The organism is Wolbachia endosymbiont of Tettigetta isshikii (genome assembly GCF_041154185.1).
Classification (GTDB): domain Bacteria; phylum Pseudomonadota; class Alphaproteobacteria; order Rickettsiales; family Anaplasmataceae; genus Wolbachia.
In genome coordinates this window covers 1-17,877 of sequence record NZ_JBFTEN010000024.1, presented here as the reverse complement: position 1 = coordinate 17,877, position 17,877 = coordinate 1, and the positions used below count along the sequence as shown (strand labels likewise).

15 protein-coding genes, 1 rRNA gene and 3 pseudogenes are annotated in these 17,877 nt (G+C 36.0%); 9 read left to right on the top strand and 10 right to left on the bottom strand.

What is annotated here, in order from left to right; all coding sequences use genetic code 11:
• The first annotated feature begins 130 nt into the window (after nt 1–130).
• Nucleotides 131–355, top strand: a complete 225-nt coding sequence (locus AB6N09_RS04845; RefSeq protein ID WP_411131812.1) for a hypothetical protein — start codon at nt 131–133, stop codon at nt 353–355.
• A gap of 123 nt (nt 356–478) precedes the next feature.
• Nucleotides 479–703 (top strand): annotated as a pseudogene (locus AB6N09_RS04840) (TomO hydrophobic C-terminal domain-containing protein); the annotation flags it as partial.
• A 49-nt stretch (nt 704–752) separates the two neighbouring features.
• Here the strand turns inward: AB6N09_RS04840 and AB6N09_RS04835 are convergent.
• The gene (locus tag AB6N09_RS04835; protein ID WP_411131810.1) at nt 753–977 is read right to left on the bottom strand and encodes a hypothetical protein; all 225 of its coding nucleotides are present in this window, start codon (nt 975–977) and stop codon (nt 753–755) included.
• Nucleotides 978–1,187: 210 nt separating this feature from the next.
• Here AB6N09_RS04835 and clpB point away from each other — a divergent pair, with 210 nt between their 5' ends.
• The gene (gene clpB / locus AB6N09_RS04830) at nt 1,188–3,749 is read left to right on the top strand and encodes an ATP-dependent chaperone ClpB (RefSeq protein WP_411131809.1); all 2,562 of its coding nucleotides are present in this window, start codon (nt 1,188–1,190) and stop codon (nt 3,747–3,749) included.
• Nucleotides 3,750–4,298: 549 nt separating this feature from the next.
• Here clpB and AB6N09_RS05760 read toward each other — a convergent pair.
• The 5 genes and pseudogenes from AB6N09_RS05760 to AB6N09_RS04795 form a co-directional block, all read right to left on the bottom strand.
• Nucleotides 4,299–5,589: pseudogene (locus AB6N09_RS05760) on the bottom strand (sugar phosphate nucleotidyltransferase).
• Between the two features lie 113 nt (nt 5,590–5,702).
• On the bottom strand, nt 5,703–6,932 hold the full coding sequence (locus tag AB6N09_RS04810; RefSeq protein ID WP_411131805.1) for a hypothetical protein: 1,230 nt from the start codon (nt 6,930–6,932) through the stop codon (nt 5,703–5,705).
• Between the two features lie 80 nt (nt 6,933–7,012).
• Entirely contained in the window at nt 7,013–7,378 is a 366-nt protein-coding gene (gene sdhD / locus AB6N09_RS04805) for a succinate dehydrogenase, hydrophobic membrane anchor protein (protein ID WP_411131804.1), read from the bottom strand.
• Nucleotides 7,375–7,752 carry a succinate dehydrogenase, cytochrome b556 subunit gene (gene sdhC, locus AB6N09_RS04800; RefSeq protein ID WP_411131803.1) on the bottom strand — a complete coding sequence of 126 codons (378 nt, stop codon included), beginning with the start codon at nt 7,750–7,752 and terminating at the stop codon, nt 7,375–7,377. The genes sdhD and sdhC overlap by 4 nt, the downstream gene beginning before the upstream one ends.
• Nucleotides 7,753–7,852: 100 nt before the next feature.
• A 16S ribosomal RNA gene (locus AB6N09_RS04795) occupies nt 7,853–9,356 on the bottom strand.
• A gap of 222 nt (nt 9,357–9,578) precedes the next feature.
• On the opposite strand from AB6N09_RS04795, the gene AB6N09_RS04790 reads away from it, so the two are divergent.
• The 5 genes from AB6N09_RS04790 to AB6N09_RS04770 all read left to right on the top strand — a co-directional run bounded on the left by AB6N09_RS04790 (nt 9,579) and on the right by AB6N09_RS04770 (nt 13,188).
• Nucleotides 9,579–10,121: a hypothetical protein gene (locus AB6N09_RS04790; RefSeq protein ID WP_411131802.1), complete on the top strand. Its 543-nt coding sequence runs from the start codon at nt 9,579–9,581 to the stop codon at nt 10,119–10,121.
• A gap of 599 nt (nt 10,122–10,720) precedes the next feature.
• Complete coding sequence (gene ispD, locus AB6N09_RS04785) at nt 10,721–11,947, top strand: 2-C-methyl-D-erythritol 4-phosphate cytidylyltransferase (protein ID WP_411131801.1); 1,227 nt, start codon at nt 10,721–10,723, stop codon at nt 11,945–11,947.
• Nucleotides 11,948–12,053: 106 nt separating this feature from the next.
• Nucleotides 12,054–12,569, top strand: coding sequence for a gamma carbonic anhydrase family protein (locus tag AB6N09_RS04780; RefSeq protein WP_411131799.1), 516 nt, complete (start codon nt 12,054–12,056; stop codon nt 12,567–12,569).
• Nucleotides 12,570–12,719: 150 nt separating this feature from the next.
• Complete coding sequence (locus AB6N09_RS04775; protein WP_411131798.1) at nt 12,720–12,899, top strand: hypothetical protein; 180 nt, start codon at nt 12,720–12,722, stop codon at nt 12,897–12,899.
• A 43-nt stretch (nt 12,900–12,942) separates the two neighbouring features.
• Nucleotides 12,943–13,188, top strand: a complete 246-nt coding sequence (locus AB6N09_RS04770; protein WP_411131797.1) for a hypothetical protein — start codon at nt 12,943–12,945, stop codon at nt 13,186–13,188.
• On the opposite strand, the gene AB6N09_RS04765 is transcribed toward AB6N09_RS04770, so the two are convergent.
• The 4 genes from AB6N09_RS04765 to atpG all read right to left on the bottom strand — a co-directional run bounded on the left by AB6N09_RS04765 (nt 13,173) and on the right by atpG (nt 17,070).
• A complete protein-coding gene (locus AB6N09_RS04765; RefSeq protein ID WP_411131796.1) occupies nt 13,173–14,390 on the bottom strand; it encodes a DEAD/DEAH box helicase in 1,218 nt (405 codons plus the stop codon). The genes AB6N09_RS04770 and AB6N09_RS04765 overlap by 16 nt on opposite strands.
• A gap of 25 nt (nt 14,391–14,415) precedes the next feature.
• A complete protein-coding gene (locus tag AB6N09_RS04760; RefSeq protein WP_225536800.1) occupies nt 14,416–14,670 on the bottom strand; it encodes a cold-shock protein in 255 nt (84 codons plus the stop codon).
• A gap of 174 nt (nt 14,671–14,844) precedes the next feature.
• The gene (locus tag AB6N09_RS04755; RefSeq protein ID WP_411131795.1) at nt 14,845–16,179 is read right to left on the bottom strand and encodes a TldD/PmbA family protein; all 1,335 of its coding nucleotides are present in this window, start codon (nt 16,177–16,179) and stop codon (nt 14,845–14,847) included.
• Nucleotides 16,180–16,197: 18 nt separating this feature from the next.
• A complete protein-coding gene (atpG, locus tag AB6N09_RS04750) occupies nt 16,198–17,070 on the bottom strand; it encodes an ATP synthase F1 subunit gamma (RefSeq protein ID WP_411131794.1) in 873 nt (290 codons plus the stop codon).
• 681 nt (nt 17,071–17,751) lie between these two features.
• Here atpG and AB6N09_RS04745 point away from each other — a divergent pair.
• Nucleotides 17,752–17,877: pseudogene (locus AB6N09_RS04745) on the top strand (PD-(D/E)XK nuclease family transposase); the annotation flags it as partial.

Sequence of the window (17,877 nt, the reverse complement as noted above, 5' to 3'; positions counted from 1 at the left end):
CGTTCACACAGACTTAAAGTACTTATTCACATATTCATTGGCTTAAGTAAAAATTGCTGCGGTAGCTGTTTGATATAAAATCTATTTTCTATAACAAACTGGTTTTTATTGCCCATATGACTGGGTAAAGTTGCAAAATCACACAAATAAAAAATTTTTAAAAAACATAGTTGATAAGAAAGGTAATATTAAAAATATTGATAAACGTTTAAGCGTCATGAAAGGAAAACTGAAGAAAGCATACCCGTGTGATGACAAGAAAAATCATTATGAAAGATTAAATAAAAGGAGGAGAGAACTTGCATCAGAATTAAACCAGTATTCAACTGGTAAGGAAGTGCAGCCAAGCATTTAAAGCTCAAGTAAAAATAGAGAACACGAAAAATCAAGTCAACAAAAAACGGTTAATACTCCAAAAGATTCGAATCTAGGTAATAAAAACGAAAAGCTTTTAGAAGCAAGTGCTAAGAATGGAAAACGTGGTAAATATGCTGCAGCTTCTTTTGTGTTAGCTGTAGCATTTGCAGTTGGTGCAAGCTTAACAGTACCTTATTTAGCAATATGTATTGCACTTACTGTAGCTGCATTTGCTGCTCTTGCAGTAGGATTTTACTGTTTATATAAAGCAAATACATCACTTAATGATGTTAAAGCTGATCAAGTTACAAAAGATAAAGATGAAGAAGTTATACTATGCTGTTAATATTCATACTTAACCCATACCATTACACTCTAGGACCATACAGTATTAGCTAACTATTTTTATTATAAATGCCAGAATAATAAGCTATCGATATTCTTGTACTTTTTAATTTTTTAGTTGTTGTTATTAATAATTCTACGTAAAATGTAAGAATATATAAATCTTGACTTCCTTGCTGAAGGGAGTAATAATCGTACTCCTTTGCTGATATTATTGCTTGTAACCTTCTTTCTATCTCTTCTCTTATTCCATATTTTTTAATTCTAACTTGCATTTTCCTATTGCTTTACTTTTTCCTGTCATAAAATCCATGTTCTAGCCTCAATTGCTTATAGTTTTTACTATTTGTCTATCTATTAGTGAAGATCGGTATTATACCACTACCTCTGTAATATGAATTTTTGCCTGGCAACGAACGACTCCTAGCTTGAAATTAAGAAAGCAGTTGCTATATATATCGACAAACACGAATTAAACTTATATTATGAACTTAAATAAATTTACCGAAAAAGCAAAAAGCCTAATTCAAAGTGCCCAAATGAAAGCATTTGGAGCTGGGCATCAGGTTTTCATGCCTGAGCATTTACTAAAGTTGATGCTTGAAGATGAATCAGGTTTAGTCCAGGATTTGATAGGCGCTTGTGGTGGAAATATGCAGAATATTTCCGATGCTGTGGATGGTACAATAAAAAAGCTTCCAGTAGTTGAAGGTCCGGGAAGCAGTAGCCTCCAACTTTCAAGAGAGGTTGCAAAAGTTTTTGAAGATTCAATTGGTATTACAAGGAGAAATAAAGATTCATTTGTTACCGTTGAGCGTTTATTGCAGGGTCTTGCTGCACAGAAAGATGATACTGTAGGTAGAATTTTAATGGAAAATGGTGTGACTCCACAAAAGTTGAACTCGGTCATTGCAGAAATGAGAAAGGGCAACAATGCGGATTCGCCAAATAGCGAGGAAAAACTAAATGCAGCGAAGAGATATACAAAAGATATTACAGAGCTTGCTATGCAAGGAAAGCTTGATCCTGTAATTGGTCGTGATGAGGAGATAAGAAGAACCATGCAGGTATCACTGAGGCGGACAAAGAATAATCCAGTGCTGATAGGTGAACCTGGTGTTGGAAAGACTGCGATAGTTGAGGGGCTTGCAAATAGAATCGTTGCAAACGATGTGCCGCTTGGTTTGCGTGATGCAAAAGTTTTAGCCATGGATCTTGGTGCGTTGATTGCTGGAACAAAATTCAGAGGGGAGTTTGAAGAAAGGCTAAAAGCGGTTATTAATGAGATTTCGAAAGCAGAGGAAAAAATTATATTATTTATCGATGAATTACACACTTTAGTTGGAGCAGGAGCAACAAGTGGTGCAATGGATGCTTCAAATTTGCTAAAGCCTGCTCTTGCACGTGGAGAAATTCGCTGTATAGGAGCCACAACTTTGGATGAATATCGCAAACATATAGAAAAAGATCCTGCACTTGCAAGGCGTTTCCAGCCTGTGTTTATTTCTCAACCAACTGAAATTGATACTATTTCAATACTGAGGGGTCTGAAGGAAAGATATGAAGTACATCACGGCATTAGGATTACAGATTGCGCAATAATCGCTGCTGCAACACTATCCAATAGGTATATAACAGACAGGTTTTTACCTGATAAAGCGATTGATCTAATTGATGAAGCGGCAAGTATGGTGAGAATTGAAATGGATAGTAAACCTGAGGTTATTGATGAACTTGAGAGAAAGATCATACAACTAAAAATTGAGTTAGAGACTCTAAAAAAAGAACGTGATGAAAACTCCAAGCAGCGTTTAAAGAGGATAACCGAAGAAATCGAAAACCTAAACAGTAAGTTTGCTGACTTAAACAGTAAATGGCAGATGGAAAAGAATAAAATAGCTAGAATACAAGAAACAGCAGAAAAATTAGATAACGCTAGAAAAGAACTAGAATTAGCTCAGCGCAGTGGAGATTTAGGGAAAGCTGGAGAATTAATGTATGGTGTGATTCCTCAGCTTGAAAATGAATTAAAAAATCAGGAGAAAGTCACTGATAGCTTCCTAAAGAAAGAAGTTACTGAGAATGATATTGCAAATATTGTTTCAAAGTGGACAGGAATTCCAGTTGATAACATGATGCACAGTGAAAAAGAAAAGCTCCTTAACATGGAGAATGAAATAGGAAAAAGAGTGATAGGACAAAAGGATGCGATAGAAGCGATAAGTAATGCAGTTAGGCGCTCTCGTTCTGGTGTGCAAGACACTAATCGGCCCTTTGGTTCATTTTTATTTTTGGGCCCAACCGGAGTTGGAAAAACGGAACTTGCAAAAGCCCTTGCTGAATTCCTGTTCGATGATCAATCAGCACTTCTGCGCTTTGATATGTCAGAGTACATGGAAAAACACTCTGTTTCAAAGCTAATTGGTGCACCTCCTGGATATGTTGGCTATGAGCAAGGCGGTAGGTTGACTGAGGCAGTAAGAAGAAGACCATATCAGGTAATTTTGTTTGATGAGATAGAAAAAGCAAATCCAGATATATTCAATCTATTACTGCAGATTTTGGATGAAGGCAGACTTACCGATAGCTACGGCAAATTAATTGATTTTCGCAATACCATATTAATTTTAACTTCTAATCTTGGTGCTGAAATAATGCTAAAGGGAGCTGTTGACTCTGTAAAAAGCGAAGTGATGCAAATAGTTAAATCTGCATTTCGTCCGGAATTTCTAAACAGACTGGATGAGATTATTATATTCCATAGTTTAACCAAAGATGATATTTATAAAATTATAGATGTCCAATTTTCTTATTTACAAAAAACACTTGCTAAGCGCAAGCTAAGTATAAATTTGTCAGAGGAAGCTCAGAAACTAATAGCGCAAGCTGGCTATGGTCCTGAGTATGGAGCAAGACCGCTAAAAAGAGTAATGCAGGAGTGTATTCAAAATAATCTAGCTAAGTTAGTTTTATCGGGAGAAGTAACAGAAGGTGATGAGCTAATAGTGTACGCTCTTGATAATGAAATCTTAGTTAAAAAGGGTTAAGTCCATTATGTATTTTTGTTGAAAAAAAGAGTTTATTAAATATTTTATACCTATTCAGCGGAATAGTAAAATGAGATCGATAAGATGCCATAAAAAGGTAATCATATAGTAAAAGTGAGTTTACAACAAACGGTGTCATCCCAGTATTTCTTCTCCTGTCATCCAAGTAGCTGACGCTGGGATCCAGGATACTACTTTAGTAATAAATATTTAAGAAATTTATCAAACGAGAAAAAGGCGAAGAAACCCCGAGTGGCGAGTTTTGACTCTATAATACTGTAAATTGGCGCTATAATAATTTACTGACGCTTAGTTCAAGCGCGATTTGGCTGAATGTAGAAAAAATGAAAAAGACATGCAGCCGCTATAATTTGATACAATCCGCAAAAAAATACCACGAGTTTTTTACTGAATTTTGTCATTGAGCCTGCAGATCAAAAACAAGTTTTGAGTTAGAAACACCATTAGCGCTATAGTAATGAAGTTGGCAGAATTTGTCAAGTAGTTTTTTTGTTGGATGACGGCTGGTAAAATCATGATGCTTGTGCATCAAAATCTTCCATACACATCATCCAACCTTACTATATCATTATCAGATAAAAGCTCCCCTACTTGAAATTCAACTATTTCAAGTGGAAAGTTTGCGCTTCTATTTTCAATCCTATGGGAAACTTTCCTTGGAATTTCTACCACATGATTTGTCGCTATAGCACGTGTTCTGTTTCCTAAATTTATATATCCAGCTCCTGACAGCACTATATGGTACTCATCTCTATAGTGATGAAATTGCTTGGAAGTGCAGCTTAATGGATTTATAAAAAGATATTTTACAAGAAAATTCTCACCCATTAAAACTACACTGCAAAATCCCCATGGCTTGATTTCTTTCCTTATTGCCTTTGCTTCACTAACTTTACTCATAAATGACATTAAGCTCTTATCTGGATGCTTGCAAGCTCTACTTAATAAATTTTGCATCACTTTCTGTCGTCAAAACTGGCTCCTTTTGCCTAGTAACGTGCTGAAATGGCATCAGTTCTTTATTAAATTTCTTACTTAATTCTAAAACTGAATTCCAAGTTCCAACATCCATCTAATCGAAATTAGCCTCTATCATTGCAACGTTTTCCGCTCTCTCCGTTACCAAATAATCAATGGATACGCCTTCAGTTCCGACAAAATCCTGCTGTTTTAAATACAGAAATCTCTCTCGTGGTGTAGAATGTTGACAACATAAATTATAAAGATTTGGGGCAGATCTTTTCATCTTATCTACATAGTGTTTTGCTTTAAACGCGAATATTCCAGAGTTCCAATAGTGATCATTACTCAATTCGTGCTCAGGTTTTTCTATGAAACTCCTAACTATATGGTGTTTCTCCTGCTGACCATAAACTGCATTGATATAGCCATATTCGGGATTAAATTCATGAGGCTTTGCTCCAAAAGTAACTATAGAGTTAGTTTCAGAGGCTATCTGAGACGCTTTTTGAGCAGAAGCATAAAAATTGCTTAAATTGCCTATAAAATGGTCTGAAGGCAGAATTAACATTACCTCATCTTCATCACAGAGAAGTGCAGAAATCAATATTGCTACTGCCGTTCCGATCTTTACTGGCTCAAAAATCACTTTATACTCTTGCAGCACTTTTAATTCCTCCATAACTAACGACTCATACTGTATATTTGTGGCAATTATGGGCGGCATATAGTCATTTTTTAGTCTCAATAAAGTGTTTTTAAACATGGTGTTATGACTAAATATTTTCTGAAATTGCTTTGGCTTGAATAAAGGCCAAAGTCTACTGCCACTACCACCACACAATATTACAGGGCGCATTTGGTATAAGATATTAATTAATTAATATCTTATACCAAATGTAAAATACACGCAAGCCTTTGTTGTGAAGCGATTAAAATAAAAAGTGGATGTTAAATTAAAGTAATTGCTGATTATTGGCGTGGCAGAGTGCTCAGATCTGGCTGTGAGTTTCGTCTTCTTTCCTCATTTATTCTAGAGGCATGACCTTTTTCTTTATCGCTTAATATTTCATTACTCAAATTTTGTTTTTGTTCTTCACTTTTGTTTTTGTCATTAATACCCTTATTAGCTTCTTTATTATTTTCTTGTTCATCCAATTCTTTCTCAATGCCTGGCCTCCTAGCATCAAGCTCTTTCCACGTTCCTGCAATCTCACGTTCAGGATAATCTTTCTCCTCTGGTTCTGATCTCTTTCCTTCTTTTATAACTGAATAATCATTTTTTGTTTCTTTCCAATATTCCTTTAGTTGATGTTTCCACATAGTCCAGTAAAAATCACCATACTTTTTCTTATCTGCTACAAATAACAAAATTGGAGCCTTAAGTACGGTAGTTCCCATGTTCACTAAATTTTTCACTGCCATTGCAGGAGTGAACAAAAAATAACCAAAAAATTTTGCAATTGGATTTTGTCTGTTTATTAAATGCTCCCCTAACTTCATAGGAATGAGAAGCAGTTTAGCACAAATCTTAGCTAAGCCTGCAGCAAGAACAATAGGAACAGATATAAGGCTCTTATCCAGCTCCAGATTATCATTTTGATCTCTGATTTCAGCAAAACTAGTGCTTCGCTTCTTGTAATCACTAGTGTATAATGATTCTCCATTTCTTCCTTTCAGGTCAATAACTTCATGAATTTTGCCTTCTTTACTTTTCTCTTTTTTGTTCAGTATGGAAGAGTTGGTTAGTTCAAATGGATATTTAGTATCTTCAGTCTTTTGAGCTTCAAAAATTGGGATATGTTTTTCGAGGTCTTTCTTTTTAAATCCAAATGGTTCATAAAATTTACGATAATCATCAATCTCGCGCCTATCTTTACTAACTAAAAAGCCAATAGTAAAATAAGACCTGTTATCAACTTTCTTAACCAAAGCCAGATCGAACTCGTATCCATTATATTTAAGCTGGTACTCTGGATTTTTCTTTTCATCTTTATCTTTCTCAAGCTTTTCATTGCTATCTTTTTTTTCTATAATTTTTCCAAACTCTACAATTTGATCATAATTTTTTGTGTATTGACATTTTTTTTCATTATATGTCATTAGCTGCCTGAGGTCTTTTACATAAGATTCAGGTGAAGTAAACAAATCCTTCACTTTTAGTGTAAGGTCCGTTCCCCGCTTTTTCAATGTTTTTAACATATTGTTAAACCAAGATTAAGCACTATAGTTCAATAATAAAACCAGTATGCTAAGAATATGTTAGCATAGAATGGATGATTTTACAAGAAAATATGCTTGTAAAAGAAAAAAATCGTAAAAGTAAGAGCTATATAAGTGATGCTCGACAAGTACTTTATACATGTAATCGTAAAAACTCTTAGAGGTACACTGTGTATGTAATCTTCGCACACTACTTGCATTCCAAGAACTGCATGCCAGAAAATACAAAACAATAATAGAACAAAAAATAAAAGCTCCAGAGGATGATCAATAGCCCGAAGTAATCTTTCATCAAAAGATAAAGGACTATCACCATAAAACGCACAAGAAAATGAATAGATAAACCAAGGAAATAAAAACAATAAAATCACCGCAGAAACACGTTGAATCCACCAATGATGTACTGAATTTCCAGATTGACTCATATAAGCATAAATAAAAAGGCTATAGTAGAGAAAAGTAAAGTTACTGTCAGTAGCATAGCACTTTTTGAGACACTAGTAATTTCTAAATTAAGTCCAGCATCCCATAATAAATGACGAATACCATTGAGAAAATGATATAGAAAGCTTACAAGACATAAAACATAAGCTAACTTAGCGATAGGAGTAGATAACAATACATTCAAGTACTTAACTACAAATAGCTCAGGAAAATAAACATGTAATATAAAATACCAAGAAAGCACCATTAATAGAAGGAATAATAAGATACCAGTTAATCTGTGCATAGTAGAAAAAAAACTAGTAACTTGTACTTTATATATTTGCAAATGTGGAGAAAGAGGCCTATCACTCATAAAATTTCATTATCAAGAAATTAAAATAAAGTAGAAGTAAAGACAGCAATATAGTACACCACAGCACCACTATTAAAAGTGGTGAGTTGTGCACAAAGCCTAAGGAGGTAATCCAGCTGCAGATTCCCCTACTGCTACCTTGTTACGACTTCACCCCAGTCACTGATTCCACTTTAAATAACTCCTTCCTTGCGGTTAGGTCATTAGCTTCGAGTGAAACCGATTCCCATGGCGTGACGGGCAGTGTGTACAAGACCCGAGAACGTATTCACCGTGGCATGCTGATCCACGATTACTAGCGATTCCAACTTCATGCACTCGAGTTGCAGAGTACAATCCGAACTGAGATGGCTTTTAAGGGATTAGCTTAGCCTCGCGACTTTGCAGCCCATTGTAGCCACCATTGTAGCACGTGTGTAGCCCACTCCATAAGGGCCATGATGACTTGACATCATCCCCACCTTCCTCCAGTTTATCACTAGCAGTTTCCTTAAAGTCCCCAGCATTACCTGATGGTAACTAAGGATGAGGGTTACGCTCGTTGCGGGACTTAACCCAACATCTCACGACACGAGCTGACGACAGCCATGCAACACCTGTGTGAAATCCGGCCGAACCGACCCTATCCCTTCGAATAGGTATGATTTCCATTTCAAGGAGTGGTAAGGTTTTTCGCGTTGCATCGAATTAAACCACATGCTCCACCGCTTGTGCGGGTCCCCGTCAATTCCTTTGAGTTTTAATCTTGCGACCGTAGTCCCCAGGCGGAATGTTTAACGCGTTAGCTGTAATACAGAAAATAAACTTCCCATATTTAACATTCATCGTTTACAGCGTGGACTACCAGGGTATCTAATCCTATTTGCTCCCCACGCCTTCGCGCCTCAGCGTCAGATTTGAACCAGATAGACGCCTTCGCCACTGGTGTTCCTCCTAATATTTACGAATTTCACCTCTACACTAGGAATTCCTCTATCCTCTTTCAATCTCTAGGTTAGCAGTTTTAAAAGCAATTCCGAAGTTGAGCTTTGGGATTTCACTTTTAACTTACTAACCAGCCTACGCGCTCTTTACGCCCAATAATTCCGAATAACGCTAGCCCTCTCCGTATTACCGCGGCTGCTGGCACGGAGTTAGCCAGGACTTCTTCTGTGAGTACCGTCATTATCTTCCTCACCGAAAGAGCTTTACAACCCAAAGGCCTTCTTCACTCATGCGGCATGGCTGGATCAGGCTTTCGCCCATTGTCCAATATTCCCCACTGCTGCCTCCCGTAGGAGTCTGGACCGTATCTCAGTTCCAGTGTGGCTGATCATCCTCTCAGATCAGCTATAGATCATTGCCTTGGTAAGCCATTACCTTACCAACTAGCTAATCTAATATAGGCTCATCTAATAGCAATAAATCTTTCCCCCGTAGGGCGTATACGGCATTACTTGCCGTTTCCAACAATTATTCCGTACTACTAGGTAGATTCCTATACATTACTCACCCGTCTGCCACTAAGTTATACCATAGCAAGCTACAATATAACGCCGTTCGACTTGCATGTGTTAAGCCTGCCGCCAGCGTTCATTCTGAGCCAGGATCAAACTCTCAAATTTAGACTTCAACCTATAAAAGGTTGAGGGTATATCGGATAAATCCGACAAAAAAATAATTAGCTTTATATTGCTGTCTTTATTTCTACTTTAGAAATATTTCAATCTCCAACTATTCAAACAACTTTGAAACATTATTATGTGATATAATTGCTATGTCAATAAGTTTTTGCAAATTAAAAAGCATTAATATATAAAAAATATATATCTATTGAGAATATCACTATGAAGAAATACATCTTTCTACTTGCATTGGTACCAGTGCTAATTGGCATAACATTGTACTCATTACGTAATATTGATAATGCAAAACAATCTACAATTGCAGGCAATAAGTTCTATGAAGTGTTATTCTCCAAAAAAGATAGTGAGTTATTAGAGGGAATAGACTCAAATTGGAAGCATTTAGCAGACTTTGAAAGTGCATTTAACCTTATCTCAAATTCAACATCAACAGACGCAGCATCTATTTATAGTAATATGGCAGATAATAAGGATGCTCCTGACGTTTTGCGTGAATTAGCGCAATATTTAGAAGTAATGAGTTTGCTTTATAGCGGTGACAAAATAAATGAAGGTAAAATCAATAATTTAGCAGCAAATGCAGTGTATCCTTACTCAAGCCAAGAAGCTATCGCTATAATAAAGATACATAATAATGACATTAAAGGTGCAATTGAAATATTGCATTCACTATTAAATGACAGAAAATGCCCTACTCTAATAAAAGCCAATACGCAAGAATTACTCCGGATATATGGAAGTTAGACCTCTTGGAGAGTTTTGGTAGCGTATGTCATCCAACAGAAACAAAAAAACTACTTGACAAATCCCGCCGACTTCATTACTACAGCAGTAATCGTATTTCTTACTCAAAACTTGTTTTTGATCTGCAGGCTCAATGACAAAATTCAGTAAAAAACTCGTGGTATTTTTTTTGCGGATTGTATCAAATTATAGCGGCTGCATGTCTTTTTCATTTTTTCTACATTCAGCCAAATCGCGCTTGAACTAAGCGTCAGTAAATTATTATAGCGCCAATTTACAGTATTATAGAGTCAAAACTCGCCACTCGGGGTTTCTTCGCCTTTTTCTCGTTTGATAAATTTCTTAAATATTTATTACTAAAGTAGTATCTTGGATCCCAGTGTCGGAGCACTGGGATGACATCCCATTTGTTATTCTAGTTCTTGACACTAGGATCTACACTTTTTTCACTTAGACTCCAGCGTCACGCGCTGGAATGACAGGAGGGGCCACTTTCATGGTACCGTCATAGAGTGAAATGAGATCCCAGATGCTGTCTTTAAACTTTATCAATCTTTTTGAAACTTCAAATAACCTGCTATTATACATTTAAGCTGAAAATGATAGACGTGTACACTAACAGATCTAAGCAATACAAAATAGCAGCGTTAATAGTTGCGGCGGGAGTAGGCAATAGATGCAGTGACGCGATTCCTAAGCAGTACATAAAACTGGTAGGCAAACCTGTTTTATTTCATACAACCAAAAAACTTTTGACCAACCAATACATAGATTATGTAAGAGTGGTAATTAATAAAGATCATGAAGGGTTCTATGAGCTAGTGTCGGCTACTTGGATGATAGAAGATATAGGTACTAAATTACTAAGTCCAATATACGGAGGAAAAAGTAGGCAAAATTCAGTTAAGTTGGGACTTGAAAGCTTACAAAAAATTAACCCAGATTTTGTTGTTATACACGATGCTTGCAGGCCCTTCGTATCAAATGCTTTGATAGATAACTTAGCTCAGTCTATGATTGATGGTCAACATGCAGGAGTAGTGCCAGCAATAGAAGTCGAAGACACCATGTCATTGAAAGATGATAATTTCATCGAATCCACGATTTCAAGAGAAAAACTCAGAGCTATACAAACTCCTCAAATTTTCAATTTCAAAGAATTATTGTCATGCCACCAATCAACCAAAGAATTCACTGATGATTCATCGCTAATGGTAGAGCACAAAAAACATATTGCGATTATTAAAGGTGAGAAAAGCAATTTTAAGTTAACTACGAAAGAGGATATTAATATGGCAAAGCTCCTTCTTGAAGAACCAAAATATCGTGTTGGCACTGGTTATGACATACACAAGTTCGTTAAAGCTCAAAGTAAGGCTGAAAACTTTATAAAAATTTGCGGTATAGAAGTTGAGCACAACATGACAATAGAAGCACATTCCGATGGTGATGTTGTAATACATGCAGTTGTTGACGCAATACTGGGAGCACTGGGATGTGGTGACACAGGAGAGCATTTCCCCCCTAGTTCCACTGAGTGGAAAGATTGTGATTCGTCTTACTTTCTGAGCTTTGCTACCGCACAAGTAAAAGAAAAAGGATACCGTGTATCTAATTTAGATATCACTATAGTTTGTGAGGAGCCTAAGATATCGCTTTATAAAGCAGAAATGAAGAAATCTATATCAAAGACATTAGAGATTGATAGCGAATTTGTAAATATCAAAGCAACCACTGCAGAAAAGTTAGGCTCTATTGGCAGAAATGAAGGAATAGCAGCACATGCCTCTGTATTACTATACAAGCGTTGCGCGCTGGGATCATAAAGTGAAATGATATGTATGCCCATACGCTCCGACCCAAGAAAAATATTTATTGTTTAGTGAAAAAATCTTACTTAAGTTATATAAAGCATAGAATCATAGACTCAATATGTACCACATTCTAAAATACAAAGATTATCAACCAAAAATAGACGAGAGTGCATTCATCGCAAGTGGTTCGCATATCATAGGTAAGGTTGAAGTAGGAAGAGATACAAGCATTTGGTTTAATTGCGTAATCAGAGGAGATGTTGGATCAATCAAAATAGGTGACGAAACAAACATTCAAGATGGTACGGTAATTCATGTGGATAGAAACCAAGGTGGTGACACAATTATTGGCAGCATGGTAACGGTGGGACATTTTTGTATGCTGCACGCATGCACAGTGCATGACAAAGCATTTATAGGAATGGGCTCTACCGTAATGGACCATGCAATTGTGGAATCTGAAGCTATGGTAGCTGCAGGCTCGCTAGTGACGCATGGAAAAGTGATTAAAAGTGGAGAAATATGGGCTGGCAGACCAGCAAAATTCTTCAAAAAGATGTCAAGTGAAGAAATTAATCATATTACACAATCAGCACAAAATTATGTTATGTTGATGAGGGAGTATAAAAACTAAAAGCATACATTACGCTATTCAACTTCATTCGAGTTTGTCTACTTTCAAGTTTATCCTTTTTTGCTCTAGGCTCTGTGAACAAAATTTTAGAGAAGAGAAGAAAAAATAGGTAGTTTAACCAAGTGAATATAAGAATGGAGAAACTACCGAATGGAATATTATATAAAAGAAGGAAATTGGAAACAAATTTTAGAGTTCATAAAAAGTGTAAAAGGAATGCACAGCAAAGACGAAAAACGTTTAAGAATATTCATAGAAGCGGTGTTGCGCAAAGTGGTTGCCAGTGGCGGCCTTGCCGAAAATCCATGGCGATTGCAGAAGCGTATATAAACGATTCAAGAGGTGGTGCGAAAGGGGTATTTGGAAGAATTTATTGGAGTACACTAAACAAGAGCCAGATTTAGAAGCTGTCATAATCGATGGTACGATCGTTAGAGCCCACCAATGTTCAGCTGGTTATACAAAAAACTCCAAGGATCAAGAGGCTTTATGGCGAAGTAAAGGCGGCTTTACGATAAAGATACATGCACTTGTTGATGCACTTGGGAATCCACTGAAATTTACTTTAACTGCTGTTCAAAGAAACGAGGTTTTTATGTCTACTCATATTTGTTGGTAATAGTAAGCTTTGAAAGTATTGATCCTTTTCTTACTATATTTAGTTTTCAATGTACTTGTTTTTTTAGAGATCTTTTTACTACTACGTTTTTTGAATTGCACGTTGGAATCAGAATTTAACTCTCCTTTCTTGTCTGCAAGTGCAGGTAGCCTTCTCTTATCTTGAGGTGTAATGAAAGATAACGCGTATCCTTCAGCTCCAGCGCGTGCAGTCCTACCTATGCGATGAATGTAGTCATCTTGCGATTGTGGTACATCATAATTAATAACGTGTTGAATGCGGGGAATATCAAGACCACGAGAGGCAATATCTGTTGCAACCATGATTTGATTGCGACCACGACGAAAGGAATTGATGACTCTTTCGCGTTTGTGCTGTCTTAAATCACCATGAATTGCTAAAGCGCTATAGTTATCTTTGCACAATTTGTTAGCCAGCTGATCTGCTCCTTGCTTTGTTTTGACAAAAATAATGATTGATCCTTCACGTTGACATAGTTGTGTAACAAGTTTGCCATATTTCTCTGATTCCGATGTATAAATAATTTCTTGCTTGATTTTCGTAGAAGTTGTAGCTTCATGCTCAATAGAGACACGTTCTGGCTGACTGAGGTATTTCTCAGCGAGTTTAGCTATACCACCAGGAAGAGTTGCAGAGAACATTAGAGTTTGCCGTGTTTTTGACAGATATTTCATAATCTCTTCAACTTGAATTCCAAAACCCATATCGAACATACGGTCTGTTTCATCAAGCACAAGAGTGTTGATATTGTGAGTAATCAAAGCTTTACGTGCAATATGGTCTATAATACGACCAGGAGTACCTATTACAATTCGCGGCTTTTTTCTTAACTGGTTTAGCTGCTTGAAGATAGGCTCGCCACCGATTAGTAAGGCAATCTTTAACACAGAATTTTGAAATAAGAGTTTTCTTATCTCATTTGTTACCTGCTGTGCTAACTCTCGGGTTGGTACTATAACTAAGGCTGAGCTAGCATTAGACTCATCTAATAACTTAGCAACCAACGGAATAGCAAACGCCAAAGTTTTTCCAGTTCCTGTTTGAGCAGATCCGAGAATATCTTTACCTTGTAGAGCTAAAGGAATTGCCTGCGTTTGAATCGGAGTTGGAACAGAAAGATTGTGTTTGTCTAGAGCTTGCCTGAGCAAAACTGGAAGATTCATCTCCTGAAAGCTGCTCACAAAAACTTTTACCATCAAGATACGGTTAATCTTCTAGCAACTTTAAATTTATTGCAGATTTCTTCTCTTCTCCATTTCTACCTCGCTCCTCTTTGAGCTCATAGCTTACTCTTTCTCCTTTTATTCCCTTCTCCTTATTTTCTCCTCTGAGTGAATCAGGTCTTATTCCTGAACGCTCTAACGTACTGATATGCACGAAAACATCACTTCCTTTAGCTTCTGGCTTAATAAAACCATAACCCTTTTCGGCATTAAACCACTTTATATTACCAAATTCCATTTGAACAACTCCTAAAACTATTAACTAACATTACTAATGTGATGAAAAACTTTGAAATTATAATTGGGAATGCCCGAAGCTTAGCAATTGAAACTAAACTTCTATACTCCATAGTCTATCCTAACATTACACAGCCATAGTACACAATTACTGTATCTGATGCAACTAAATTTTCTAATTGTTAAGCGAGCCTGCAACTGTCATTTCACTAATTTTAATCGTTGGTGAATTAAATTGCCCACAAAAAGTTAAATCGTTTGCAACAACTAAGTTGCTAAACATGTCTTTTAAATTGCTAGCAACAGTAATCTCGTGTATTGGATACGTTATTTTTCCATTTTCTATAAAAAATCCTGATGCGCCTTGACTATAATCACCATTGATCAGATTAACACCAAAACCAAACAAATCAGTTATGTATATTCCATCTTTCACTTCCTCAATCAGCTCCTCAAATGATATATTGCTATTTTCAATATAAAGGTTACTAGCTGTGGAAGCAATTGCGGCATTACCTGCACGAGTTGCATTTCCTGTTGTTTCCAAGTTTAATTTTTTAGCCGAATATAGGTCTAAAATCCAATTTTGTAGTACTCCGTTCTTTACAAGTGTATTTTTCCTGCTGGTTATTCCTTCTCCATCAAATGGTCTTGATTCTATACCCCTTGGCAATAATGGGTCATCAATAATGTTGATTCTATCGTTGAAAATCTGAGTATTTAAACTATTTCTCAAGAAAGAACTGTTACTTACAATGTAACTGCCATTTATAGCGGAAGCGAAACTTTTAACTAACTCTTTTGCTGCTCTTTTTTCAAAAATAACCGGAAATTTACCAGTTTTGATTGTGTGTGAATTTAATTGATCGATTGCCCTTTTTGCTGCCTCTTTTCCTATTAATTCTGGTGACTTTAAATCGCCGAAATTGCACGCTACATCGTAGTCATAACCAACCTTCATTTCACTTTCTTCTCCAGCAACAACGGAAACCTGATTAACAAAGATTGATTTGCTAAATGAGCCAATAAAACCAGAAACGGTAGATAATGCTGTGTTTACTAATGTATGTGAAGAATAGGCCCCCTCGGAGTTAATGATATTTTTATATGCAAGAGCTGAATTTTCTGTAGCTTCAGCAATCCCTTTTAAATTATTAATAGTTATAACATTATTGTTTAAGATACCTAAGTCTGTAGAAGAGATATAATTATCTCCACCTATGGCAAAATTAATGTAAGGATCTTCTGGTGCGTTCTTTGCCATTTCTACTACTTGATTGACCGTATCACCAAGGTTGTTTAAATCGTTTGTAGAAATATACGCAGCTTTGGTCTTGCCTGCTATAGCTCTAATTCCTATCGTGCAATTCTTAGATTGTGATATTTGTTCAATCTTTGATAGCCGTTGAGAAACCGAGATTTTGTTGGTTTCATATATTGTAACTTCTGCATCTTGGTTCTGCTTTTTTATCAGCTTAATGATATCTGATGCAATATTTAGTATATTCATTTCTTACCCCTTAGGTTTCTATAAAGATTCTGCACCACCTATGACTTCGATCAAGTCAGTTGTAATTGCTGCTTGACGAGAACGATTATAAAGCAGTGCTAGCTTATCCAGCATCTCTTTAGTGTTTCTATTTGCTGACTCCATTGCAACCATTCTAGCGCTATTCTCACTTGCTGCGCTCTCAAATAAAGCAGAGTAAAGTGCAGCTGTAACGTAACTTTGAATCAAAGATCGTAAAATAAATTCAGTATTTTGTGGCTCATATTCATAGCTGTAATCTGCTGTTGAATCAGCCAGAGAGTTATCAATCAAGGATGAATCTTGACTCCATGGTTTTATTGTTTCCAATGTTGGTTTTTGTGTGAAAGTATTATAAAATTTATTATAGAAAACCTCAATTTTATTGTACTTATTGAGATCCATACTATCAATCAAGGATTCTATATGCCTTAGCGTAATTCCCTTGCTGTTTTCAATTTTTAAAATACTTTTAGAGTCAAACCTATTTTGACCTATATCAAAAGCTTTTTTACCCCAAAATACAATATCTACCCTTCTGCCATTTGTGATTAATTTATTTACATGCTCTTGACTAAATTTGACAATGGAAGAATTAAAGTTGCCGCACAAGCCGCGATCAGATGCAATAATAAATACTAGGTGAGGATCATCATCACTAGTGTTTAAAACTTTTGCCAATAATTCTTGATCAACCGCTAATACTAATGAAGAAACAATGCTATGCAGCTTAGATATATACAACTTTGAACTTGATAGCTTTTTTTGGCTCTGCAATAACTTCGCTGCAGAAACCATTTGCATTATTTTTGTAGTTTTCTGTACAGACCTAATATTCTTGATTCTTAAGGACAATTCCTTTAAGCTCTTCATTCTATATACAACTCTGGTTTATTAAAATATACAACCGTTCATGTCAAAAAACAAGTTCTTTTGATACGAAGAAGATATAATACCAACCTTTATTATTGGGGAAGGTAAATAAAATATATCATAAATTCACTCAAACCTGCCAACTGTGAGCAAAAGGAGCGCTTAAAGAGTTCTTCCTTGCCCCATCTAATGCCTAAGCTTAAAGCATTAGATGCTTTTAACAAGATACAAGACAACAGCAGAGAAAAGCCACTCAACAGAAACAAAAAAACTACTTGACAACCTCCGCCGTTATCCTTAACATAGCACGGAAGCTATTATTTAGCTTCAGTCTGTGCAGATTAAATAACAAAAAAAACTTAGCATATTTGGCGTCTCATGTTTAATTTTTTGCACTATGTGCACCTCATGTCTTTTTAAAACTTCTGGTTTTTACCTATACAAGCTGAAACGCGCTTATAAGTCGTTTAAAACATCAAAAAACGCCAATGTTATAAGATAGATAGTGAATAACTAGCTACTCGTGGTTTCTTTTGCTTTTTTCTTCGTTTGGTAAATTTTTTAATATAATTGCAATTCAAGATGAGGCTTGGGTTCGCAGACCGATACATCCGAAACAAAAAGATTGAATATTTCTACAGAATTGTGTATAATTATTAATACTTTTTAAGTTAATTTCCTATGGCTTTTTCTAAATTTCTCGACCAAAAAAAATGATGTAGCGTTTCGTCGTATCTTTGGTACAGAAAAAAAATAAGGATATTCTTATTCACTTTCTTAATGATATCCTGGGCTTCACTGGCAAAG